Annotated in this window: 16 protein-coding genes, 2 tRNA genes and 3 rRNA genes; 13 read left to right on the forward strand and 8 right to left on the reverse strand. The window is 43.8% G+C overall.

Annotation, left to right across the window (positions count from 1 at the left end; genetic code table 11):
* Nucleotides 1–8: 8 nt before the first annotated feature.
* The 5 genes from rrf to H0262_RS00025 all read right to left on the reverse strand — a co-directional run bounded on the left by rrf (nt 9) and on the right by H0262_RS00025 (nt 5329).
* Nucleotides 9–122 (reverse strand): 5S ribosomal RNA (gene rrf / locus H0262_RS00005).
* 182 nt (nt 123–304) lie between these two features.
* Nucleotides 305–3166: ribosomal RNA gene (locus H0262_RS00010) — 23S ribosomal RNA — on the reverse strand.
* A gap of 380 nt (nt 3167–3546) precedes the next feature.
* A tRNA-Ala gene (locus tag H0262_RS00015) sits at nt 3547–3622 on the reverse strand.
* Nucleotides 3623–3628: 6 nt separating this feature from the next.
* A tRNA-Ile gene (locus tag H0262_RS00020) sits at nt 3629–3705 on the reverse strand.
* 85 nt (nt 3706–3790) lie between these two features.
* Nucleotides 3791–5329: ribosomal RNA gene (locus H0262_RS00025) — 16S ribosomal RNA — on the reverse strand.
* The 16S, 23S and 5S rRNA genes sit together here with 2 tRNA genes alongside, the layout of an rRNA operon.
* A gap of 988 nt (nt 5330–6317) precedes the next feature.
* Between H0262_RS00025 and thrS the strand changes: the two genes are divergently transcribed.
* The 4 genes from thrS (at nt 6318) to rnr (ending at nt 12979) form a co-directional block, all read left to right on the forward strand.
* A complete protein-coding gene (gene thrS / locus H0262_RS00030; protein WP_181209239.1) occupies nt 6318–8252 on the forward strand; it encodes a threonine--tRNA ligase in 1935 nt (644 codons plus the stop codon).
* Between the two features lie 23 nt (nt 8253–8275).
* The gene (gene infC, locus H0262_RS00035; RefSeq protein ID WP_011281352.1) at nt 8276–8779 is read left to right on the forward strand and encodes a translation initiation factor IF-3; all 504 of its coding nucleotides are present in this window, start codon (nt 8276–8278) and stop codon (nt 8777–8779) included.
* 495 nt (nt 8780–9274) lie between these two features.
* The gene (locus H0262_RS00040) at nt 9275–10519 is read left to right on the forward strand and encodes a toxic anion resistance protein (RefSeq protein ID WP_181209240.1); all 1245 of its coding nucleotides are present in this window, start codon (nt 9275–9277) and stop codon (nt 10517–10519) included.
* Nucleotides 10520–10666: 147 nt separating this feature from the next.
* The gene (rnr, locus tag H0262_RS00045) at nt 10667–12979 is read left to right on the forward strand and encodes a ribonuclease R (RefSeq protein WP_149492257.1); all 2313 of its coding nucleotides are present in this window, start codon (nt 10667–10669) and stop codon (nt 12977–12979) included.
* A gap of 84 nt (nt 12980–13063) precedes the next feature.
* Here the strand turns inward: rnr and H0262_RS00050 are convergent, their stop codons facing one another.
* The 3 genes from H0262_RS00050 to hisA form a co-directional block, all read right to left on the reverse strand.
* Nucleotides 13064–13369 (reverse strand): hypothetical protein, encoded by a 306-nt coding sequence (locus tag H0262_RS00050; RefSeq protein WP_133104063.1) that lies wholly within the window; start codon nt 13367–13369, stop codon nt 13064–13066.
* An 84-nt stretch (nt 13370–13453) separates the two neighbouring features.
* A complete protein-coding gene (locus tag H0262_RS00055) occupies nt 13454–15172 on the reverse strand; it encodes a mechanosensitive ion channel family protein (RefSeq protein WP_181209241.1) in 1719 nt (572 codons plus the stop codon).
* A gap of 57 nt (nt 15173–15229) precedes the next feature.
* Nucleotides 15230–15970 carry a 1-(5-phosphoribosyl)-5-[(5-phosphoribosylamino)methylideneamino]imidazole-4-carboxamide isomerase gene (gene hisA, locus H0262_RS00060; protein WP_011514724.1) on the reverse strand — a complete coding sequence of 247 codons (741 nt, stop codon included), beginning with the start codon at nt 15968–15970 and terminating at the stop codon, nt 15230–15232.
* Between the two features lie 933 nt (nt 15971–16903).
* On the opposite strand from hisA, the gene H0262_RS00065 reads away from it, so the two are divergent.
* From H0262_RS00065 to nqrM, 9 genes are all read left to right on the forward strand, one after another.
* Nucleotides 16904–18256 carry a Na(+)-translocating NADH-quinone reductase subunit A gene (locus tag H0262_RS00065; RefSeq protein WP_011514725.1) on the forward strand — a complete coding sequence of 451 codons (1353 nt, stop codon included), beginning with the start codon at nt 16904–16906 and terminating at the stop codon, nt 18254–18256.
* A 5-nt stretch (nt 18257–18261) separates the two neighbouring features.
* Entirely contained in the window at nt 18262–19497 is a 1236-nt protein-coding gene (locus H0262_RS00070; protein ID WP_011514726.1) for an NADH:ubiquinone reductase (Na(+)-transporting) subunit B, read from the forward strand.
* On the forward strand, nt 19478–20410 hold the full coding sequence (locus H0262_RS00075) for a Na(+)-translocating NADH-quinone reductase subunit C (protein WP_181209242.1): 933 nt from the start codon (nt 19478–19480) through the stop codon (nt 20408–20410). The genes H0262_RS00070 and H0262_RS00075 overlap by 20 nt, the downstream gene beginning before the upstream one ends.
* Nucleotide 20411: 1 nt before the next feature.
* Nucleotides 20412–21083 (forward strand): NADH:ubiquinone reductase (Na(+)-transporting) subunit D, encoded by a 672-nt coding sequence (locus tag H0262_RS00080; protein WP_011514728.1) that lies wholly within the window; start codon nt 20412–20414, stop codon nt 21081–21083.
* Nucleotides 21083–21691 carry an NADH:ubiquinone reductase (Na(+)-transporting) subunit E gene (gene nqrE, locus H0262_RS00085; protein ID WP_011281361.1) on the forward strand — a complete coding sequence of 203 codons (609 nt, stop codon included), beginning with the start codon at nt 21083–21085 and terminating at the stop codon, nt 21689–21691. The genes H0262_RS00080 and nqrE overlap by 1 nt, the downstream gene beginning before the upstream one ends.
* A gap of 123 nt (nt 21692–21814) precedes the next feature.
* Entirely contained in the window at nt 21815–23050 is a 1236-nt protein-coding gene (gene nqrF / locus H0262_RS00090; protein WP_011514729.1) for an NADH:ubiquinone reductase (Na(+)-transporting) subunit F, read from the forward strand.
* A gap of 112 nt (nt 23051–23162) precedes the next feature.
* Nucleotides 23163–23963: an SDR family NAD(P)-dependent oxidoreductase gene (locus H0262_RS00095; protein WP_181209243.1), complete on the forward strand. Its 801-nt coding sequence runs from the start codon at nt 23163–23165 to the stop codon at nt 23961–23963.
* A gap of 296 nt (nt 23964–24259) precedes the next feature.
* Complete coding sequence (locus H0262_RS00100; RefSeq protein WP_181209244.1) at nt 24260–25408, forward strand: FAD:protein FMN transferase; 1149 nt, start codon at nt 24260–24262, stop codon at nt 25406–25408.
* 150 nt (nt 25409–25558) lie between these two features.
* The gene (gene nqrM / locus H0262_RS00105) at nt 25559–25804 is read left to right on the forward strand and encodes a (Na+)-NQR maturation NqrM (RefSeq protein WP_011514732.1); all 246 of its coding nucleotides are present in this window, start codon (nt 25559–25561) and stop codon (nt 25802–25804) included.
* Nucleotides 25805–25828 lie beyond the last annotated feature (24 nt).

Raw genomic sequence — 25828 nt, forward strand, 5'->3', positions numbered from 1 at the left:
GAATAGAGAGCTGACGATGACCTACTCTCACATGGGCGAACCACACTACCATTGGCGCGACGATGTTTCACTTCTGAGTTCGGGAAGGGATCAGGTGGTTCCATCGTGCTATTGTCGTCAGCAAAGGGGGTTAGATATGAGTCTGTTATTATTGTTTTGACGTCAAGATATTATCTATTGGTCGACCAACTTGTAACCTAACTGAATCAAGGTTAAAGGTGATATCGAAATTATATATATTCTATAGCCTAGGCTATACAAGATAGATTAATTAGAGCTTTCATACAAACCACTTGGGTGTTGTATGGTCAAGCCAAACGAGCAATTAGTACAGGTTAGCTACACACATCGCTGTGCTTCCACACCCTGCCTATCAACGTCGTAGTCTTCAACGGCTCTTTAGGGAAATCTAATCTTGAGGTGGGCTTCTCGCTTAGATGCTTTCAGCGATTATCCCATCCGAACGTAGCTACCGGGCAATGCCACTGGCGTGACAACCCGAACACCAGAGGTTCGTCCACTCTGGTCCTCTCGTACTAGGAGCAGATCCTCTCAAATTTCCAACGCCCACGGTAGATAGGGACCGAACTGTCTCACGACGTTCTAAACCCAGCTCGCGTACCTCTTTAAATGGCGAACAGCCATACCCTTAGGACCTGCTTCAGCCCTAGGATGAGATGAGCCGACATCGAGGTGCCAAACACCGCCGTCGATATGAACTCTTGGGCGGTATCAGCCTGTTATCCCCAGAGTACCTTTTATCCGTTGAGCGATGGCCCTTCCATACAGAACCACCGGATCACTAAGACCTACTTTCGTACCTGCTCGACTTGTGGGTCTCGCAGTTAAGCGCGCTTTTGCCTTTATACTCTACGACCGATTTCCGACCGGTCTGAGCGCACCTTCGTACTCCTCCGTTACTCTTTAGGAGGAGACCGCCCCAGTCAAACTACCCACCATACATTGTCCTCGGTATTGTTATACCTGAGTTAGAACCCCAACATGACCAGGGTGGTATTTCAAGATTGGCTCCACAAACACTAGCGTGTCTGCTTCAAAGCCTCCCACCTATCCTGCACAAGTCAGGTCAAAGTTCAATGTAAAGCTGTAGTAAAGGTTCACGGGGTCTTTCCGTCTAGCCGCGGGTACACAGCATCTTCACTGCGATTTCGATTTCACTGAGTCTCTGCTGGAGACAGCGCTGCCATCATTATGTCATTCGTGCAGGTCGGAACTTACCCGACAAGGAATTTCGCTACCTTAGGACCGTTATAGTTACGGCCGCCGTTTACTGGGGCTTCGATCAAGAGCTTCGCTTACGCTAACCCCATCAATTAACCTTCCAGCACCGGGCAGACATCACACCCTATACGTCCACTTTCGTGTTTGCAGAGTGCTGTGTTTTTAATAAACAGTTGCAGCAGCCTGGTATCTGCGACTGCCAACAGCTCAAGGAGCAAGTCCTATCACCATCGGCAGCGTACCTTCTCCCGAAGTTACGGTACCATTTTGCCTAGTTCCTTCAGCAGAGTTCTCTCAAGCGCCTTGGTATTCTCTACCTGATCACCTGTGTCGGTTTAGGGTACGATTCGTTTATAACTATTGCTTAGAAGCTTTTCCTGGAAGCATGGTATTTGCCACTTCGCTGTACAAGTACAGCTTGCTATCAGATCTCAGCATAATGACAGTCCGGATTTGCCTAAACTGTCTGCCTACATCCTTTCACCTGGACAACCAACGCCAGGCTGACATAACCTACTCCGTCCCTCCATCGCATTATAAACAAGTATCGGAATATTAACCGATTTCCCATCGACTACGCCTTTCGGCCTCGCCTTAGGGGTCGACTCACCCAGCCCCGATTAACGTTGGACTGGAACCCTTGATCTTCCGGCGTGCGAGCTTTTCACTCGCATTATCGTTACTCACGTCAGCATTCGCTCTTGTGATACCTCCAGCATGCCTTACGACACACCTTCACAGGCTTACACAACGCTCCCCTACCACTTGAAAACAAATTCAAATCCGCAGCTTCGGCTCCTAGTTTGAGCCCCGTTACATCTTCCGCGCGGGCCGACTCGACTAGTGAGCTATTACGCTTTCTTTAAAGGATGGCTGCTTCTAAGCCAACCTCCTAGCTGTCTATGCCTTCCCACCTCGTTTCCCACTTAACTAGGAATTTGGGGCCTTAGCTGGCGGTCTGGGTTGTTTCCCTCTCCACAATGGACGTTAGCACCCACTGTGTGTCTCCCGGATATCACTCATCGGTATTCGGAGTTTGCATCGGTTTGGTAAGTCGGTATGACCCCCTAGCCGAAACAGTGCTCTACCCCCAATGGTGTTCGTCCGAGGCGCTACCTAAATAGCTTTCGGGGAGAACCAGCTATCACCGAGTTTGATTAGCCTTTCACCCCTATCCACAAGTCATCCCCTAGCTTTTCAACGATAGTGGGTTCGGTCCTCCGGTGCCTGTTACGGCACTTTCAACCTGCTCATGGATAGATCACTCGGTTTCGGGTCTATGCCCTGCAACTAAACGCCCTATTAAGACTCGGTTTCCCTACGGCTCCCCTAAACGGTTAACCTTGCTACAGAACATAAGTCGCTGACCCATTATACAAAAGGTACGCGGTCACCCTAATAAATTAAGGCTCCCACTGCTTGTACGCACACGGTTTCAGGTTCTATTTCACTCCCCTCACAGGGGTTCTTTTCGCCTTTCCCTCACGGTACTGGTTCACTATCGGTCAGTCAGGAGTATTTAGCCTTGGAGGATGGTCCCCCCATCTTCAAACAGGATTTCTCGTGTCCCGCCCTACTTAATATGTTAACGCTAATGTTTCGAATACAGGACTATCACCTACTACGGTCAGCTTTCCCACGCTGTTCTTCTACATTAGCATTAATCGGCTTCTCCCCGTTCGCTCGCCGCTACTTGGGGAATCTCATTTGATGTCTTTTCCTAAGGGTACTGAGATGTTTCACTTCCCCTCGTTTGCCTCTTGTACAAGTACAAGATACCTACCTTATGGTAGGTGGGTTTCCCCATTCAGAAATCTCCGGATCACAGGATATTGCCGCCTCCCCGAAGCTTATCGCAGGCTGTCACGTCTTTCATCGCCTCTGACTGCCAAGGCATCCACCATGTGCGCTTCATTACTTGACCATACAACCCCAAGTAGTCTTTCTCTAACCTTTATTACTAAAGATAGGAGTTAGATTTCTAAGTGCTATATAAGTCTAATTATGATAACGATATCACCTAATTTTATACGCTTGATTCAGTTCTCTTTACTTTTTTAATAACTCACCACTGGGATAACAACTGATGTCGTTAAGTAGTGAGTTATTAAGGTTAGAAACAACGCGTGAACACGTGTTCCTAACCCAGACTCATATCTATGTTTTTAAATAGTCTCTATGCTCTCGTCGAGTCACAGATTCTGTATAAAACAGAAAGAAGTAATCTTGTCTTTGTTAAGACGAATCACTTGTTTCTATTTGATACCTATTTATTTATTAGCATCTAAAGAATAGTTTATTATGTGGTGGAGCCAAACGGAGTCGAACCGTTGACCTCCTGCGTGCAAGGCAGGCGCTCTACCAACTGAGCTATGGCCCCTAATAATGGTAGGCCTGGGCAGACTTGAACTGCCGACCCCCGCGTTATCAACACGGTGCTCTAACCAGCTGAGCTACAGGCCTGTGCGAGGCATATACCTCTAGCTAATAAACTAGCTTAAACTAAAGAACAACTTGTTGTGAATTCTTGCTGACCGAATGCCATCTATAAGGAGGTGATCCAGCCGCAGGTTCCCCTACGGCTACCTTGTTACGACTTCACCCCAGTCATCAACCACACCGTGGTGAACGCTCCCCCGAAGGTTAAGCTATCCACTTCTGGTGCAATCAACTCCCATGGTGTGACGGGCGGTGTGTACAAGGCCCGGGAACGTATTCACCGCGGCATTCTGATCCGCGATTACTAGCGATTCCTACTTCATGGAGTCGAGTTGCAGACTCCAATCTGGACTACGATAGGCTTTTTGAGATTCGCATCACATCGCTGTGTAGCTGCCCTCTGTACCTACCATTGTAGCACGTGTGTAGCCCTGGTCGTAAGGGCCATGATGACTTGACGTCGTCCCCGCCTTCCTCCAGTTTGTCACTGGCAGTATCCTTAGAGTTCCCGGCTTAACCCGCTGGTAACTAAGGACAAGGGTTGCGCTCGTTGCGGGACTTAACCCAACATCTCACGACACGAGCTGACGACAGCCATGCAGCACCTGTATTCTAATTCCCGAAGGCACTCCCGCATCTCTGCAGGATTCTAGATATGTCAAGACCAGGTAAGGTTCTTCGCGTTGCATCGAATTAAACCACATGCTCCACCGCTTGTGCGGGCCCCCGTCAATTCATTTGAGTTTTAACCTTGCGGCCGTACTCCCCAGGCGGTCTACTTATTGCGTTAGCTGCGTCACTAAGTCCTCAAGGGACCCAACGACTAGTAGACATCGTTTACGGCGTGGACTACCAGGGTATCTAATCCTGTTTGCTACCCACGCTTTCGAGCCTCAGTGTCAGTATTATGCCAGAAGGCTGCCTTCGCCATCGGTATTCCTCCAGATCTCTACGCATTTCACCGCTACACCTGGAATTCTACCTTCCTCTCACATACTCTAGCTCAACAGTATCAGATGCAGTTCCCAGGTTGAGCCCGGGGATTTCACATCTGACTTATCGAGCCACCTACGCTCCCTTTACGCCCAGTAATTCCGATTAACGCTTGCACCCTCTGTATTACCGCGGCTGCTGGCACAGAGTTAGCCGGTGCTTATTCTGCAGCTAATGTCATCGTCTCCGGGTATTAACCGAAGAGTCTTCTTCACTGCTTAAAGTGCTTTACAACCAAAAGGCCTTCTTCACACACGCGGCATGGCTGGATCAGGGTTTCCCCCATTGTCCAATATTCCCCACTGCTGCCTCCCGTAGGAGTCCGGGCCGTGTCTCAGTCCCGGTGTGGCTGATCATCCTCTCAGACCAGCTACAGATCGTCGCCATGGTAGGCCTTTACCCCACCATCTAGCTAATCCGACTTAGGCTCATCTAATAGCGAGAGCAGTAAACTGCCCCCTTTCTCCCGTAGGTCGTATGCGGTATTAATACGAGTTTCCCCGTGCTATCCCCCACTACTAGGTAGATTCCTAAGTATTACTCACCCGTCCGCCGCTCGACGCCTGATAGCAAGCTATCATCGTTTCCGCTCGACTTGCATGTGTTAAGCCTGCCGCCAGCGTTCAATCTGAGCCATGATCAAACTCTTCAGTTTAATCTTGCTATGAAGTCCTTTAAAGAGACTTCTAAACTTGGCTCATCTAATCTGGCAAAATCGCTAAAAATTATGTTCGTAATGAATTAACTTTGAGTTTTTTTACTGTCTTAAATGATAATTTTTATAGTTAGAATCCTATCGAAAAGATAGTCAACCAACTTTATTTTTTAGCATTCTGAATCAGCAAAAATCCACACAAGTTGTTCTTTAGTTATGCTTTTAAATAATGTCTCTACTGTCGTCCAGTTAGAGTATTCTAACTAAATATGCTAAACCAATCTGGCTTATCCTATTTAGCGAGCTGACCATCATATCATGTTTTAATAGTCTGTCAACTTCTTTTCTTAATTTGTTTCAACTCGGTAATCTAAGTGATAAGTTGGTTAACTTATTGCCTAGCTTCCTTTGCTGTGGGGCGTATTATATAGATTCTGACTGGGGTGTCAACTGCTTTATCAAAGGTTTTTAAACTAATTTAAGTAGGGTTCAAATAGTCGATTGTTTTCAAATACTTAACGCATTAATTATCTTTGCTATCATTAAATAATCTTGTAAATGCACCTTTGGTCATAAATGCCCCTATTTAATTGCATTACCACTGCCTACTATCAATCTATTTTGAGTAGCTGCTTTATCGCTAAAAAGCCTTTTATTTGAGTGTATTGATATTGGTATAGAAAGCACCTATATATGGAAACTTGTTAACGACCATATAGAATAGATGGCTATTCATAACAGTCCCTACTCCCCATTTATCTAGTGTTAATAGACATTTTTTGCTATAATAGCTGACTTTATAATATTACTTAATGGCACTTCGTTTATTAAGACTTAGCTAAGAAGCTGCTGCTTTGAGCCTTGCCTTTAAGTAATACCATCTCTTACAACATATCATAGTAATTAGATATAATTGACGCAGTCTTACGGTTATATGATTGATGGTTGCAATCATCACTGCCAACGGACGCAAAAAGGTGAATAGATTATGGTAGCGATTACTTTACCCGATGGTAGCGTAAAAAACTTCGAAGGTAATACAACGGTCATGGAAGTGGCGCAAAGTATTGGGACAGGGCTTGCTAAAGCGACTGTCGCTGGACGTGTGGATGGTCAGTTGGTAGATGCGCATGACCCTATCGCCCATGATGCGAAAGTTGAAATCGTGACACCAAAAGATGATGACGGTGTCGATATCATTCGCCATTCTTGTGCTCACCTATTAGGTCATGCCGTTAAGCAGTTATATCCTGATGTGAAAATGGTGATTGGTCCCGTTATCGATGATGGTTTTTATTATGACATCTATAGCGAAACGCCGTTTACGCCTGAGCATATGGCAGCCATTGAAAAACGCATGATGGAGCTCATCAAGCAAGATTATGACGTTATCAAAAAAATAACGCCACGTGCTGAAGTCATTAAAATCTTTGAAGAACGTGGTGAAGACTATAAGCTTAAGCTGATTAATGATATGCCAGGCGAAGAAGCCTTTGGTCTATATCATCATCAAGAATATGTCGATATGTGCCGTGGTCCACACGTGCCAAATACCCGCTTCTTAAAAGTCTTTAAACTGACCAAAATGTCAGGTGCTTATTGGCGCGGTGATGCCAAAAATGAACAGCTTCAGCGTATTTATGGTACGGCTTGGGCGGATAAAAAAGATTTAAAAGCCTATATCCAGCGTATTGAAGAAGCCGAAAAACGTGACCATCGTAAAATTGGTAAAGCGTTAAATCTATTCCATATGCAAGAGCAAGCACCAGGTATGGTGTTTTGGCATGCCAATGGTTGGACGATTTATCAAGTACTTGAGCAATATATGCGTAAAGTGCAGCACGATAATGGTTATGAAGAGATTAAAACGCCGCAAATTGTCGATCGTAGCTTGTGGGAGCGTTCTGGACATTGGGGCAACTATGCGACCAATATGTTTACCACTTCGAGCGAAAATCGTGATTATGCGGTAAAACCGATGAACTGTCCTTGTCACGTGCAAGTCTTTAATCAAGGCTTAAAATCTTACCGTGACTTGCCATTACGTATGGCAGAGTTTGGTTCATGCCATCGAAACGAGCCATCAGGTTCGCTCCATGGTTTGATGCGGGTTCGCGGTTTCACTCAAGATGATGCTCATATCTTCTGTACACAATCGCAGATTCAACAAGAAGTCGCAGATTTTATTAAGCTGACCCTTGCTGTTTACGAAGATTTTGGTTTTGATAAGATCATTATGAAACTATCGACTCGTCCTGAAAAACGTGTCGGTAGCGATGAGTCTTGGGATTTTGCAGAAAAAGCATTAGCCGATGCATTGGATAGTTCCGGTCTTGATTGGGCTTATCTACCAGGTGAAGGCGCATTCTATGGTCCCAAGATTGAATTTAGTCTAAAAGATTCATTAGGTCGCGTATGGCAGTGCGGTACTATTCAGGTTGACCCGAATATGCCTGAGCGTCTTGATGCCGAATTCGTCAATGAGCAAAACGAGCGCGAAGTACCGATTATGTTGCACCGTGCCATCTTAGGTTCATTTGAGCGCTTTATCGGTATCTTGATTGAGAACTATGCCGGTTGGATGCCAGTATGGCTAGCGCCGCAACAATTAGTAGTCATGAATATCACAGATAAACAGGCAGATGCATGTGAAAATGTGGTCAATGAGTTGAAAAAAGCAGGCTTACGCGCCATTAGTGACTTGCGTAACGAAAAGATTGGATTTAAGATACGAGAGAAAACATTAGAACGTATTCCCTATATGCTAGTATTAGGGGATAAAGAAGTCGAATCAGGCAGCGTCAACGTTAGGACTCGCGAAGGCGAAAATCTAGGCGTGATGAGTGTCGCTGAATTTATCACATTAGTAGAAGCAGCTGTTGCCAAAAAGGGCCGACAGATCCCAAAAATAGATCAGGAGTAATACCTATTAAACAGTCAAACCGTTTGAACATTAATGAAGATATCAGTGCCAAAGAAGTCCGTCTGGTCAAAGAAGACGGTGAACAAATGGGCGTGGTCGATATCGACACCGCGATGAAAGCGGCACGTGAAGACAGTCTAGATTTAGTAGAGCTGGTTCCCGAAGCCAAACCGCCAGTATGTAAAATCATGGATTATAAACATTTCCTCTATGATCAGAAGCAAAAGGCGAAAGAAGCTAAAAAGAACCAAAAGCAGACTCAGCTAAAAGAGATGAAGCTACGTCCTAGCACTGAAGAAGCCGATTATCAGGTTAAATTGAGAAAAATCGTTAGCTTCTTAGAAGATCAGGATAAAGTTAAAATTAGCATCCGTTTCCGCGGACGTGAAATGGCGCACCAAGAAATTGGTCGCAAGCAACTTGATCGTATCATTGAAGATACGGCTGATATCTCAAACGTCGAACAGTATCCTAAGATGGAAGGTCGTCAAATGGGTATGCTGTTAGGACCTACTAAGAAGAAATAGACTTTTTAATCGTCTATTCTTAGTAGTGGCTGTGTTTATATAGATATTCATGATTTCTCACCACCAATATGCTACGGCGTATTGGTGGTTTTTAGTATGTAGGGCTTAATAAGCATATTTATATAGTCAGGGAAAAGTAATATCGATACATCAAGTACTGCTGATATTCATTTTCTTGCTTGCTGTGCCTACGCAGACAGAGGCTGCAAAAAATTTATATCAGCAGCACTGTAGCGTTTTTGAGATATTTTAACTATAGTTCATTATAACACTGACACCTCTTTGACCATCGTTACTTTAAATATATGAAGCCGACAGTGCTTTACAAAACCCATCTTCTCAACCTTTTCATTACACGGTAATCTAAAGACCTACTCTATCTTTATGAATCATAATTTCAATGAAAACAATTAAACTGATAAAAATAATCCATGCCTCGACTATGAAGGTCGCTGATAAAAAATATAATCTCTTTTAGATATCATAGGAAGCCTTATGCAAGAATTAACCCCACCTGTTAACACCTCTACACCAACGATTACTCTAACCGCGCCAGAACCAGTTAAAGAGATACAAAAAAGTGAAGCAGATCAGATGGTCAAGTTAGATGACAGCGATATTCCAGAGCTTGATGCTAAAGTCGATGCTTTTGTCGATCATGTCATCAATAACTCTGTACACAGCTCTGAATTTCAACAGAACGTCCAATCTATTCATAATTTGGGTAATAAAGAAATCCGTGAATCGGCGCAAGTGTCTAACCGTATGTTAGAGCTACCCGCTAAAAGCCTCAACGATAGCTTATTTGATAACTCCCCTATTGCAAAATCATTGACGGAGCTGCGCGGTATCGTCGAAGATTTAGACCCCAGCAAAAAAGAGCTGACCAGCTCACGCAAGCTATTTGGCTTGATTCCATTTGGTAATAAAGTACAAGATTATTTCCGTCAGTATGAGTCAGCGCAATCTCATATTAATGCGGTAGTAACGAGCCTATATAATGGTAAAGATGAGCTGCTCAAAGACAATGCGATGATTGAGCAAGAAAAAATTAATATGTGGGAGCTGATGCAATCGATTCGCCAATATATCTATGTGGGTAAAAAAATCGATGAGCAGCTCGAGCAAAAAGTCTATGCGATAGAAGCGACTGACCCTGAGAAAGCACGTATTATTAAAGAAGAGATGCTGTTTTATGTCCGCCAAAAAAATACCGACTTTTTGACACAATTGGCGGTAAACGTTCAAGGTTATTTAGCATTGGATACTATCCGTAAAAACAATTTAGAGCTGATTAAAGGGGTAGATCGCGCCACTACTACCACTATCTCAGCCCTACGTACGGCAGTGGTTGTGGCACAAGCCATGACTAACCAAAAACTGGTACTTGACCAAATTACTGCTTTAAATAAAACGACCAGTAGCTTGATTGAATCAACTTCGGCAATGCTCAAGCGTCAATCACTTGAGATTCATGAGCAAGCGACCAGCAGCACTATTGAGCTTGATAAATTGCAAAATGCCTTCAATAATGTCTATGACACCATGGATATGATTAGCAATTATAAAATTGAAGCGCTTGAGAATATGAAGCAAACGGTCAATACCTTGACCACTGAGGTTGATAAAGCCCAAAAATACCTCGATAAATCTAATCAGACCACGGTATTAGAAGTGTCAAAAGAATTGAGCATGGAAAAAATAACCAATAAATCAAATACGGTCGATATTGATATTTGATTTAGATAAGCATTCACTTTTAATAAAATTTGACCACTAACGACTACTCGCTATCAAATACAGATAAGACAATTGACCTAAGATATTGGGACGTTGTTCGTGTTAAGATAGTCATTATTAATAATTTAAAAATAGATACGGTAATTTATGAGTTGGAATGATCCAAACGCCTCAAGTGAGGCACAAAAATATGATAACCCGATTCCTAGTCGCGAGCTTATATTAAGCACGATTAATGAACACGGTGAAATCACCCATCAGCAATTGGCAAAAGCCTTTAATATTGCTGATCCTGATCAGTTTGACGCTTTGGGCAACCGCCTAAAAGCGATGACGCGCGATGGACAAGTCAATCGTGATGGTCGCCCTTATCGCTATCGTACGGTCACTCAGCACGATATTGTCACCGGTACAGTAACAGCCCATCCAAAGGGCTTTGGCTTTGTATTATTAAGTGATATGCCTGACCTATTCTTGCATGAAAAACAAATGCGTTGGGTCTTTAATGGCGATACAGTAGAAGCCGTTGGCACGTCAACAGACAACCGCGGTCGTACTGAAGGTCGTATCGTTGATGTCGTTGAGCGTCGTCAAAATCATTTTATTGGTACGCTGGCTCATGATGAAGACGGTTACTGCGTTGAGCTTGGTAGCCCAAATAACCATCAGCCGATTACCGTTACAGAAGACAATGTACAGGCTTTCAATGCTAAGCAAGGCTCGCCGGTAAAAGTTGATATTATTGATTGGCCAAATCAGCATGAATTTGCCACGGGCAAAATCACTGAAGTCTTATCTGATGACAATGATCGCGAACTGATCATTGAGACTACGTTACTTAATTATGATATTCCATCAGAGTTCAGTGAAGCGGCGCTCAATCAAGCAAATGATTATAAAGAGCCGACTGAAAAAGATCTAAAAGGTCGTGTCGACTTACGTGAGTTGCCATTAGTGACGATCGATGGTGAAGATGCTCGTGATTTTGATGATGCTGTGTTTGCAGAAAAGCGTTCTGGTGGTAATTATCGCGTCTTGGTAGCGATTGCGGATGTCAGTTATTATGTGACACCGAACTCGCCACTTGATCAAAATGCTTACGAGCGTGGTACGTCAGTATATTTCCCGCATCAAGTGATTCCTATGTTACCTGAAGTACTGTCTAATGGTCTCTGTTCGCTGAATCCTAATCTTGATCGCCTCTGTATGGTTGCTGATATTAAGATATCACGTGCTGGTAAAATCACCAGTTATGAGTTTTATCCTGGCGTCATGCACTCGCAAGCGCGCTTGACTTATAATCAAGTGAATGCTTATCTTGAGAATCCAAAAGACAGTAGCGTTCCAAAATCGTTGACAGAAAATAAAGAGGTCAAAAAATCTGTCGATACCTTACATCAACTGTATGAGCTACTCCTCAAAAAGCGTGAAGAGCGTCATGCGATGGAGTTTGAGACCGTTGAAACGTATATTAAGTTCAATGAAAAAGGTGGTATCGAAGCCATCTTGCCTCGTACGCGCGGTGATGCGCAAAAGCTTATCGAAGAGTGCATGTTGCTTGCCAATACCTGTGCAGCAAACTTTGCACTAAAAAACGAGCTGCCTGTGTTATATCGTAATCATGATAAGCCTGATGGCGAAAAGTCGATGCGTATCCATGAATATGCCAAAAACTTTGGTCTAAGCTTCCCAGAAGAAAATCCTACTCAAGCGGATTATCAGCGTATCATTGAAGCGACTAAAGAGCGACCGGATGCGATTAGCATTCATAGCATGCTGTTACGTTCGATGATGCAAGCAAACTATTCACCTGACAATATCGGTCACTTTGGTTTGGCTTACGACGAGTACAGCCATTTTACCTCGCCGATTCGTCGTTATCCTGATTTAATGTTGCATCGTGCGATCAAGGCGAAAGTGACAAATGCCAAACAGCCTGTGATGGATTTTTCATTAGAAGGTGCTGGCATGCAAACCTCAGATACTGAGCGCCGTGCTGAAAAGGCTTCACGCTACGTAGAATCATGGCTCAAATGTCATTATATGAAAGATCATGTCGGCGAAGAGTTCGATGGTGTCGTAACTACCGTCACAAACTTTGGTTTATTTATTACTCTGACGGATTTGTATATCGATGGTTTGGTGCATATCTCAAACGTTGGTGACGATTTCTTTGTTTATGATGAGCAGCAGCAACAGCTTATCGGTAAAGATAGAGGCACAGTGTTTGGGCTGGGCGATTTGGTTAAAGTGAAAGTAGCTGGCGTTAATATGGATCTGCTACAAATTGACTTTGGTTTACAAGCAAAGCTGCACTCTAGTAAAATGAATCAAACTAAGAAAGATCATTCAAACTCTAGTCAGCCAAACCGCAGCTCCACAAGCAAAGATCAGCCAAAGAAATCACCTGCGAAGAGAAGCGGCAGTCGTGGTGGTAGAGGCAGTAGTAAAAAGAGCTAAACCAGCTTGAATCTATAAGTATTAAAGAAGGCTAACGTTATCGTTAGCCTTCTTTGTGTCTTCAGTTTTCTAATAACAGATCTATCACTGCTCCGCAGGACTCATTTGCTCTAAGCGCGCAGCATCTGCTTGCTGTGCCTGATCGATCTTGGTAGTAGCATCATCTAGAATCGCTTTCGGCTGCTGACCTAAGGGCTTGCTTGCGATATCTGATGTATCGCTGGCATTAGCATTTCTCGTATCAGAACCATTATTTTCAGATACAGCTGCCTCACTACTCGCTGCTATAACTTCTCGGTTTTGTTCACGTTGACTGCCATTCATGACATTAAAACCCAATAACACAACCATACCAACGACCGCGAATATAATCAGATGTTTCATTTGCATAAAAATGTCTCGTTTAGTTCGATAAAATGTAGATAAACATTTCGCTGCATTTTCTATGCCGATTTTTATAGTTGGTATTCAACGCTACTCTTGCGGGCTACTATTGCTTAATAAATCAGTTTCATCTGAATTTTCGGCAATTTCCTGCTCAACCTTTTCCATTAGCTTTTCGTCAGGGCGCGCATCAAGCACTTGATCGGCATTCCGACCTTGCAAGATATGCTTCGCCCGCGCCTTTGCTTGTTGTTTATCTTTATCTTCAATCGTAGTTTCAGCCGCTTGAGCGTCATTAGCTATTTTAGAATCATTAGAAGGCTTAACGATGATAGGCGTTACTGTTATGTTTTCTTGAGACTTATCACCATTTCGACTGCTTTGGAAATACTCAAACGCTTGTTCTAGTTTATGGTTAAAGCGTAACTGATAAATGGGCTCAGGTAAGCTAAAACCTTCATCTTCTAAAGCATGCTTGGTCTCGCGAATAGCTATACTGCGGGCTTTGGAAAAATCAGCTTCTGATTGATTGACCCATACTTGGAACTGCAAAATAATGTTTGAGTCGCCTACTTCCTTGATAATCGCGGTGACTTTTGGCTTATCTAAGGCAAAACCCAATTGAGAAATCGCATCGATACCCACTTTGATGGCAGCAAGCGGATCGTCATTGGCATCAACGCCTAATTCAAAGGTAAAGCGGCGTTCAGGATTTTTGGTGTAATTTAAAATCGTGGCTTTAAAGACTTCGGCATTGGGAATACGTAATTGATTGCCATCTAACGTCATTAAAATAGTCGCGCGCGACGTCAGGCGCACCACTATTCCCTCTTGAGCATTAATCAAAATATGATCGCGGGCGCGAAATGGTTGGCGAATACTGAGCATTAAAGAGGCAATATAATTTTCAATAGTATCCTTAACCGCGAAACCAACGGCAATACCGATGACCCCAGCGCCGCCAAGTAGCGTTCCCAAAATCGTCTCCGCGCCGATTAGGCTTAACGCTAATATAAGCCCCAGAATAATAAAAATGACTTTGACAGTCTGCGACAATAATTCTGCAACAAAAGGATTGGGCGTTAAGCGCTGCCACATTTTTTGCCGATTGGACAACCAACTACCAAACCAAGTTACTAAAGCAAATAAAATAATCCCGACCAATAATAACGGCACAGCTTTGATAAGGTTTTTGGCTTGAGCTTTGATGCTTTGATAAACCGTCGTGACATTATCCTGGACATCAAGCGTTCGGTTAATCTTATCTTCAACTGTGACAACATCTGTCAAACGATTGGTAAGATTAATGGCTTGTTGGGCTTTTTTCTCGTTGGGTGTTTCACCGGTTAGAGTAACAACGCCTTGAGTGACACCAACATTAATTGCTTGCAAGCCTTCAATTTCTGAGAATATCCCACTGATACGTTGGCGGATGTCATTATCATGTTGCACAGTTTGAGCAGTTTCAATTTGAGTGTTATTACTGCTCTCGCCATCGATAGGAGGTGCAGGTTCAATTGAAATAGGGGTTAGCGGAGGTGGTACAGCTGGCGCTTGAGCCGGCAAAGTGCCACTTTCAGGAGTATTACTAGGAAGAGGGGTGCTATTAATGTCATTAGCCGCATTAGGTAATGCGTTGCTATCAAGCGCAGGCTTGGCAGCATTACTGTCTAATACAGTAGGATTAACAGTTTCGCTTTCTTGAGCGGCATAAGCTGGTAAACTTAATAGGATGCTTAATAGCAACAGCCATTGACTCCACATTTTTTGGCACTTGCGTGATGTAATGCAGTCAAAATAAGTGGCCATAAGCATCCTTGATTACGCCTTATCTATTCAAAATCTGATAAGCGTATTTTTCAAATATTATTTACCGTCCAAATAAAGTTGTGCCTCGCCCAAATCTAACGTGCCCTCATAGATAGCACGACCAGTAATGATACCTTCAATGCAATCACCATAAGGTTTTAACAACTCAATATCTTTCATATCGGTGACGCCGCCTGATGCAATCACTGGTAAGCCACCTTCACGTGCCAAATTGACGGTTTGCTCGACATTAACGCCTTGCATCATGCCATCACGGGCGATATCGGTATAGACGATAGAAGACACGCCAACATCAGCAAAACGTTTGGCAAGCTCAGTGGCTTTGGTGTCAGTCACGTTTGCCCAACCATGGGTTGCGACCATGCCATCTTTGGCATCGATACCAACGATAATGTGTCCAGCAAACTCACGGCACGCCTCAGCAACAAAATCCGGATCTTCAACCGCTTTGGTACCGATAATAATATAGGTCAGACCAGCAGTAATATACTGCTCAATAGTTTGCATATTGCGCACACCGCCGCCCAATTGAATTGGCAGTTTAGGAAAAGCTTTTGCAATGTCATGTACCACTTGCTTATGCACTGGAATCCCATCAAATGCGCCATTTAGATCGACCAAATGCAGACGGCGCGCGCCTTCTTTTACCCAACGTGCCGCCATCGCCACAGGGTCATCAGAAAATACCGTATCATCTTCCATACGACCTTGTTTTAAGCGCACACACTTACCATCTTTGAGATCGATAGCAGGGATAATCACAGGGACAGCGCACATATAGGATTCCTTATAAAACGATATTAATAATCAAAACTTGGAGGTAGGTTAGCTTACAAGAGCCATTTAAACACAAACTTAATATAAAATGTCTAGAACTGCCAATTTAAGCAGGTCACGATAAAGTCAATTCACTACGAAAGATGTATAAGCATGATAGTGATTCAAAAATGATATAGGTACTCTAGTCATAAAATCAACTAAAGTTTTCTCTCTATTGCAGCAGAAAACAGACAGTCATAACCATAAGTTTTAGCACAAAGGATTACTAGCAACATTGGGTAAATTCGATTACCAACTGGCAATTTTAGGTCAGTTTAGCGTATAATCCTAGGTAAATTTGTATTTGTGCGATAAAGCCAGATCGTCTGCTACCTATAGATGGTTTCGATCATTGCAAGATAGATGATAATGCGGTATTGATACGCTATTAAACGTTTCGCTTAGCAACGGCTGTTACTCAGTCCTAATATTTATCCTATAATCATAGGTTATTCAATAGCGCTTAGATAGCTTCTACTCAGTATCATAAGTCATTTATCTCTCATTTGTATTTAAGCAAATGGGTTGTGCTGCTTAAATCTCACAAATAGTATGGATTTTAAGATTTTAATAAATCGTATGGTAAAACCGTATTTTGTCTAACACCATTTCTTTAAGAGATGAGAGTTAGATTGCAGTGTTTTAGTATACACCTTGGTAGCCAGTCGCCACTTTGGTCATTCGAATAAGACATTAACGTGTTGTTAAGGAGTCTAAGGTCAGCGTTAATACTCTTACTAGTAGTCATGAAGTGTCATTATTAAAAACCTTATCGCTGTCTTTTTATAAGATATGATTTGGTTATTTTAGTGATGGCGTTACCATTCATGCTGCCGATATACCACACAGGACGTCTGGTATCGTTTTAGACTATGGACTAAGTTTTCGCTTATGATTACCATCAAGAAAGGTTTGGATTTACCCATCACTGGTGAACCCTCTCGCGAGATATCTGAGCACAGACCCGCCCATGTGGCACTTATTGGCTATGATTACGTTGGTATGAAGCCGACGATGAATGTCAAAGAAGGCGATATCGTAGCAAAAGGTCAACCCGTTTTTGAAGACAAAAAACGGGCTGGCGTTATCTACACTGCGCCTGCTGCTGGTAAAGTCATCGCCATTAAACGCGGTGAACGTCGTGTGTTTGAAAGTCTTGTAATTGCGGTCGACCCAAATGGTGCGGAAGTAGAATTTCAGCGCTACGACTCCCAGCAACTTGCTGACCTAGATTCTGAAGTCGTTGAAACCCAACTGCTTGCCTCTGGTGAATGGACGGCGTTCCGTACGCGCCCCTTTAGCCGTGCTCCTGAAATCGGTGCGCGTCCTCATGCTATCTTCGTCACAGCCATGGATACCAATCCATTGGCATTTGACCCGATGTTGCTGATCAATGAGCAACTGCAAGCGTTCAACGACGGTCTTGCTGTATTATCCACTTTGAGCCCAAAGACCTTTGTCTGCCATCATGGCAATAGTCAGTTGACACCAGTTGCAAAAACTGCAGCTAATAATGTCACTGAGTATCATAGCTTTGCGGGCAAACATCCTGCTGGTCTTGCAGGCACGCACATTCATTTCTTGCACCCTATCATGCGTGGTACAAGCGTTTGGACGATTGGTTATCAAGATGTGATTGCGATTGGCAAGCTATTTACTAGCGGGCGCTTATATACGCGTCGCCTACTGAGCTTAGCCGGTCCTGCTGTCAGTAACCCGCATATTATCGCCACCGAACGCGGTGCGGATATTGCTGCCTTGACCAAAGGTAATTTGACAGCTGGCGAGAACCGTGTGATTTCAGGTTCAGTGCTATCTGGGCGTCAAGTATTTGGCAATATTGCCTATCTTGGTCGCTTTGATAATCAAGTCAGTGTGCTAGCAGAAGGTCGTGAGCGTCCAGCGTTCCACTTCTTTACGCCAGGCGCCAACCGCTTCTCTAAACTGCCTATCTATATTTCGCAGTTTTTTGGTGGCAAAAAGTATAACTTCACCACCACGAGCAATGGCTCACCTAGAGCGATGGTGCCAATCGGTGTCTATGAAGAAGTCATGCCACAAGACTATCTGCCAACCCAGCTATTGCGTGCTTTGATTGTCGAAGACATTATCACGGCTGTAGATTTGGGTGTACTTGAATTGGACGAAGAAGATTTAGCATTATGCACCTTCGTATCTCCTGGCAAATATGAATTCGGCGATATTTTGCGTGATAACTTAACGCGCATTGAGCTGGAGGGCTAACCACGATGAAATTTTTACACAATATGTTCGATCGTATGGAGCCGTCTTTCACCAAGGGTGGCAAACACACAAAATACTACGCTATCTTTGAGATGTTTGATACGTTTTTGCGTCAACCAAGCTCAACGACATACGCCTCATCACATGTGCGCGACGGTATTGACCTTAAGCGTATTATGATTACCGTCTGGTTATGTACCTTCCCAGCCATGTTTTGGGGTATGTACAATATCGGTCATCAAGCATTGACTGCGATTGCAACCCTCGGCTTACAGCCTGAAGGCTGGCGCACCATTATCACCAGTATGGCAGGCTATAATCCAGACAGTATCTGGGCAAGCTTCGTCTACGGTGCTATGCAGTTCTTACCGATTTACCTTGTGACCTTTGGGGTTGGTATTCTCTGTGAGATTATCTTCGCCGTCGTCCGTGGTCATGAAGTCAACGAAGGCTTCTTTGTTACCTCTGTACTGTTTGCACTATGTCTGCCACCCGATATCCCATTATGGCAAGTTGCCTTAGGTATTATCTTTGGTGTTGTCGTGGCAAAAGAGGTATTCGGTGGTACAGGTAAAAACTTCCTTAACCCTGCCCTATCGGGTCGTGCGTTCTTATACTTTGCTTATCCGGCTTATATGTCAGGCGACTCAGTATGGACTGCCGTTGATGGTTTCTCAGGAGCAACGCCACTTGGTCTTGCTGCCCTTGGGGTTGTCCCACAAGATTTTGTTGATGTTTATGGCAATGCCATCACGTGGAGTGATGCATTCTTAGGCAACATGCAAGGCAGTATCGGTGAAGTATCGACGCTAGCTATCTTAATGGGTGCTGCTGTCCTACTTTGGACGCGCATTGCCTCATGGCGCATCATGGCAGGTTGTGTGGTTGGTCTAATTGCCACATCTCTTGTGTTTAATATGATTGGCTCTGAAGACAATATGATGATGAGCTTGCCGTTTTACTGGCACTTAGTGATCGGTGGTTTTGCTTTTGGTGCCGTGTTTATGGCAACTGATCCAGTATCTGCTGCGCATACCAATAAAGGGCGCTGGGCTTACGGTATCTTGATTGGTTTTATGACCGTATTGATTCGTGTCATTAATCCAGCTTTCCCAGAAGGCATCATGCTAGCCATTTTATTTGCTAACTTATTTGCGCCACTGTTTGACTATTTTGTCACTCAAGCAAATATCAAACGCCAAACTGCTCGGAGGGTTCGCTATGTCCAAGCCCAAAAGTAATAACGCAAAAACCATCAGTGTGGCGTTGACGCTATGTTTGGTGTGTTCGGTATTGGTCTCAGCTGCGGCTGTGGGTCTAAAGCCTGCGCAAGTAGAAAACGCGCGCTTAGACCGTAATAAAAACATCTTGGTTGCCGCTGGTATGTTTGACCCTGCGTCTGATACCAATGAAGATGTGGCGGAGCGCTTTAAAGATTTTGAGGTAAAAATCGTTGACCTAAATAAAGGCAACTACCTTGATGATGACGCGCTGACCGCTGCTGGCATCCCTGACCGTAATGCTTATGACGCCAGCCAAGCAACTAAGAATAAAGCACTGAGTGAAGATTTGGGTGGTAATGATCCTGCCGGTATCGGTCGTAAGCCTAAATATGCCAAAGTTTATGTCAAGAATGACGACGCTGGACAACCTGAAATAGTGGTACTACCGATCCAAGGCTACGGTCTTTGGGGTACTATTTATGGTTTCTTGACCCTTGAAAGCGACATGAATACCATCAAAGGTATCAGTTTCTATGACCATAAAGAAACTCCAGGTCTAGGCGCTCGTATCGAAGAGCCAGAATGGCGTGCGATGTGGAGTGGTATTCACTCTTATGATGACAAAGGTGCCGTTGCTACTGGCGTGACCAAAGCTGGTAATCCAAAAGAGAACTGGGTTGACGGTATTAGTGGTGCAACTTTGACCAGTCGCGGCGTAAGTAACATGATTCAGTTTTGGTTGGGTGAGCAAGGCTATAAGCCATACTTAGACCAGCTGCGTAAAGAGAGTGGTAAAACACTGGTAGACGCTGAAGTAAAAGCAAGTCAAAGCCCGTATAAAAAACTGGGTCAAAACTTACATCAACAGCAGGCGCATTCTGTAACCGAACTGGTAGCAGTGATACCAGCAGCACACGGCAAGGAGGCATAACATGGCTGATACAAAAAGTATTTTAACCTCGCCCATTTTTGATAATAACCCGATTGCTCTACAGATATTAGGTATCTGTTCGGCACTGGCGGTAACGACCAGTGTAGCAAATGCACTGGTGATGAGCGTGGCATTGACTTTGGTCACAGCATTTTCAAGCTTTTTTATCTCTATCATCCGTAAGCAAATCCCATCGAGTATTCGTATTATCGTGCAGATGACGATTATTGCTTCATTGGTTATCTTGGTCGATCAGATACTAAAAGCGGTCGCTTATGATGTGAGTAAAGGCTTGTCGGTATTTGTTGGTTTGATTATCACCAACTGTATCGTCATGGGACGTGCTGAAGCATTTGCCATGAGCAATCCGCCTATTCCAAGTTTCTTGGATGGTATCGGTAACGGTTTGGGTTATTCAGCCGTACTACTATTTGTCGCAAGTATTCGTGAAATCTTGGGTGCAGGCAGCTGGTTTGGTATCACTATCCTACAAACTGCGACCGATGGTGGCTGGTATGTACCAAATGGTTTATTGCTACTACCACCGTCAGCATTCTTCATTATCGCCCTGTTTATCGTGATTATCCGTACATGGAAACCTGATCAGGTCGAAGATGCTGAATTTGTAATGAAGCCGCAATCTAAAGGCATGGCTCAAGGGGGCGGTCACTAATGGGACATTATGTCAGTTTATTTATAACCTCGGTCTTTATCGAGAATATGGCGCTGGCCTACTTTTTAGGCATGTGTACCTTTTTAGCCGTATCAAAAAAGGTTTCAACCGCTATCGGTCTTGGGGTAGCAGTCGTTGTCGTGATGGCCATTACCGTACCGCTAAATAACCTACTGTTCCAGTTCATCCTAAAAGATGGTGCATTGGCATGGGCAGGTTTCCCTGATATCGACTTAAGCTTCTTAGGCTTACTCAGTTATATCGGTTTGATTGCTGCCACCGTACAGATTCTAGAGATGTTCTTAGATAAGTTCGTCCCAAGTCTGTATAACGCACTCGGTGTATTTTTGCCACTTATTACCGTTAACTGTGCCATCTTAGGTGGCGTACTGTTCATGGTGGAACGTGACTATAATTTTGGTGAATCAGTGGTGTACGGTGTCGGTGCAGGCTTTGGTTGGGCACTGGCGATTACCGCATTGGCAGGTATTCGTGAAAAATTGAAATACTCAGACATTCCAGCGCCACTGCGCGGTCTTGGTATTACTTTTATCACGGTTGGTCTGATGTCACTTGGCTTTATGTCGTTTGGCGGTATGTCAATTTAAACCGCTGAGCTTAAAAGCTTATTTAGCGATTTGACCTATTTAATTCATTTATTCGGTAGGGGTTCAGAGAAAACGCAATGACGTCTTTTCGCTCCCCTACTCCATAGATTAAGGATACCTACCATGGATTACGCTACGGCGATTGGTGGCGTTGCTATGTTTACCTTGATCATCATGGGTCTCGTTGCCATTATTTTGGCAGCGCGCTCACGACTGGTCAGTTCAGGCGATGTTACTATCCATATTAATGATAATCCCGAGAATGACGTTGTAACACCTGCAGGCGGCAAACTGCTACAAACATTGGCAAGCGAAGGTATTTTCTTATCTTCAGCTTGTGGTGGCGGTGGTACTTGTGCCCAGTGTCGTTGCCGCGTGATTGAGGGAGGCGGATCTATTCTGCCTACTGAAGAAGGTTACTTTACCCAAGGTGAGATTCGCAATCATATGCGTCTTGCCTGTCAGGTAGCTGTTAAGCAAGATATGAAAATTGAGATTGATCCTGAATTCTTTGATGTGCAAAAGTGGGAATGTGAAGTTATTTCTAATGATAACGTTGCGACCTTTATTAAAGAATTGGTACTGAAGATTCCAGATGGCGAAGAAGTGAACTTCCGTGCTGGTGGTTATGTACAGTTAGAAGCGCCACCGCATGAAGTGCATTATAAAGACTTTGATATTGCTGAAGAGTATCAAGACGATTGGAATAACTTTGGCATCTTTAAATACGTCTCAAAAGTTGATGAGCCTGTTATCCGTGCCTATTCAATGGCTAACTATCCGGATGAAAAAGGTTTAATCAAATTTAATATTCGTATTGCCAGTCCGCCGCCGCGCGGTCCTGATGGTATTCCACCGGGAAAAATGTCTTCTTGGACCTTTAGCCTAAAACCTGGCGATAAAGTCACAGTATCTGGTCCTTATGGTGAGTTCTTCGCCAAAAAGACCGAAGCTGAGATGATATTTGTCGGTGGTGGTGCTGGTATGGCACCGATGCGCTCGCACATTTTCGATCAGCTCAAACGCCTCAACTCTGATCGTAAGATTAGTTTCTGGTATGGCGCGCGTTCTATTCGTGAGATGTTCTACGTTGAAGATTATGATCAGCTAGAAGAAGAGTTTGCTAACTTTGAGTGGCATGTGGCATTGTCTGATCCATTACCAGAAGATAACTGGGATGGCTATACAGGCTTTATCCATAATGTCTTGTTAGAGGAATACCTCAAAGACCATCCAAATCCAGAAGATTGTGAATACTATATGTGTGGGCCACCGATGATGAATGCGGCGGTCATCGATATGCTGCACAGCATGGGTGTTGAAGATGAAAATATCATGCTTGATGACTTTGGTGGTTAATTGGGATGGTTAAGCTTAATCGTTAAGCAACCACAATTAACAGAATAATATATGCTAAATTAAGAGTCTCAATTGAGGCTCTTTTTTTATGGGCGAAACGGAAAGGATTCCTATGAAAACCAACTATAAAGAATTGACCATTTGGGTAACAGGCGCGTCAAGCGGTATCGGTGAAGCATTAACCATCGCCTTTGCCAAACGCGGCGCTCGTATTATTCTAAGTGGACGTGATAAAGAGAAACTAGCACTGGTAAAAAGCCGCTGTAAGAATAGTAAAAAACATATCGTTATCCCTTTTGATATAACCGATGCTGAGCAAGTAAAAAAAGCATACGCTACCGCTAAAACTCAAGCAGGAAAAATCGATTGGCTGATTAATAATGCGGGTATCAGTCAACGCGCGCTTATCATGGATACCACTGAAGACGTCGAACGCCAAATTATGGAGATAGATTATTTTGCACAGACGCGTCTGAGCAGATTGGTATTGCCAGATATGCTCGAACAAGGTGGTGGCAAAATAGTGATGGTATCAAGTGTTGCAGGGTTACTAGGTACACAATATCGCGGTGCTTATGGTGCTGCCAAAGCGGCTATTCATATGTGGGCGAACAGTCTGCGTGCTGAACTGCACGAACAAGGAATAGAAGTAGCAACGATATTCCCAGGCTTTATTCAGACCAATATCTCTATTAATGCCTTGACTGGTGATGGTAGTGCACAAGGGACGATGGATGCAGCAACCAATAAAGGTCTGACGGCGACTAGCTTTGCCAAACAAGTCGTCAAAGCCCTTACCAAAGGGGAAGAGTATATTATCGTTGCTGGTCGTAAAGAAAAGCTCGCCACCAAGGTTAATCGCCTATCACCACCAAAACTTTATAAGCTCATTCGTGAGTCGCAAGTCAAATAAATCTAGCATGTTAATTAACTATAGTTAGTGACATGTGATATCGCTACATCACGTACGGCTGGTATTAATTTTTCTTGCTTGCTATGCCTACATAGACCGCAAAAAATTCATACCAGCCTTACCGTAGCTTTTTTAGGTATTCTAGCTATATATTACATAGCAATCAATATCTGAAAATGTTTTAAGCCGACGATTGGCGTTATGGGTGACAAGGAGTGTAAAATAGGCAACGCTTAGCTTACTTAATAGCTAACACCTCATTTATCCCTTCGCTATATCAAGTTGTGATGACTCATATGAAAAACCCAAGCATAAAAAAATCAATACCACTCTCATTTTCTGTCAAATCGATGAATACCGCCCTACTACCTATTATCGCTATAAGCACTGCACTAGGGATGAGCGCTTGCCAGCAAAAGACCGATTATAATAATCTGAGCGGTGAGACCATGGGCACCAGCTATCATATTAGCTATCAGTTACCTAAGGGTGCTGATGAAGCGGCCATACAAGCAGCCATCGATAAGCGCCTGCAAGATATCAATGACAGTATGTCCACTTATCAAGCGGACTCTACCATCTCTAAATTTAATCAACTAGGCAAAGATGAGCCTATTACCATCGATGAAGATTTTAATCATGTGCTGGTAGCTTCAAGACAAGTTTATGATCTATCGGGTGGTGCCTTTGATCCTACAGTGATGCCATTGATAGACACTTGGGGATTTGGTAGCACGATGACCGTTGAGCGTTTGCAAACCCCACCGACGGCGCTTGAGATTGCGCAAGCCAAAGCCTTGGTCGACTTTGAAAGTATCATTCAAAAAGATAAGACTATCTATAAAGCCAAAGATGGCATTGGGCTTGATTTTTCAGCAGTGGCTAAAGGCTATGGTGTCGATGTCATCGCTGATGTGCTAAAAAACAATTATCAAATTCGCAATTATATGGTTGAGATTGGTGGTGAGGTGGCAACCTCTGGTGTCAGTGCGCAACAACAACCTTGGCAAATTGCGATAGATGCACCAATTGAAGGTAGTACCGTCAGCGAGCGCCAAACTATGGCAGTGATTCGCCAACCGATAAATAATGGCAACACGATGCATCTAGCGACCTCTGGCAACTATCGGAACTCAGTCGTCTTTGATGGTAAGCACTACAGTCATACCATTGACCCGACCACAGGTGAGCCGATTGTAGGTGGTGCGCCATCGGTAACCGTCGCGGCAGACACCGTCGCGCTGGCTGATGCTTGGGCAACCGCCTTAACTGCTATGCCTTACAAAAAAGCTTTGAGCGTTGCCAAGGAGCAAAACATAGCGGCATTGTTTGTCGTGTTGGCAGATGGTGTGAGCATAGAAGCAGCTGCGGACAGCATTGATGATTGGCAATTGGTGCAAACACCTGCTATGCAAGCATTACGTGCTGATAAAAAGTCCAGCTAAATCTAAAAACACTAATAGAAGCTAATTCGGTATTTTTCTTAAATTGTCTTACTCAGCTGAGAAGCTCAAACGGACAAGATGAATTTTTGCTATACTATTAAGAGGTTATCACACAGATAACTGTCCTACTTTTAACACGAGGTCTCCTCTATGCTTAGCCAACTGCTTCCCATGCTTGCTATCACCTTTACCGTATTCATGCTGTTTTTTATCTTTATGGGTATCGGTTATATGGTCAATAAAAAGCCGCTTAGAGGGTCTTGTGGCGGTGTTGCCAAATTGATGGGCAATGAGAAATGCTCGTACTGCGGTGATGATCCTAATAAATGCGATTCTCTAATCGCTGAACAACAAGAGAACGCTTTAAAAGCGGCTCAATTGGGCAAATCGGTATAAATAGTCGGTTTGTTACCATACGCT

This window comes from Psychrobacter sp. D2, assembly GCF_013608135.1.
Lineage (GTDB): Bacteria > Pseudomonadota > Gammaproteobacteria > Pseudomonadales > Moraxellaceae > Psychrobacter > Psychrobacter cryohalolentis.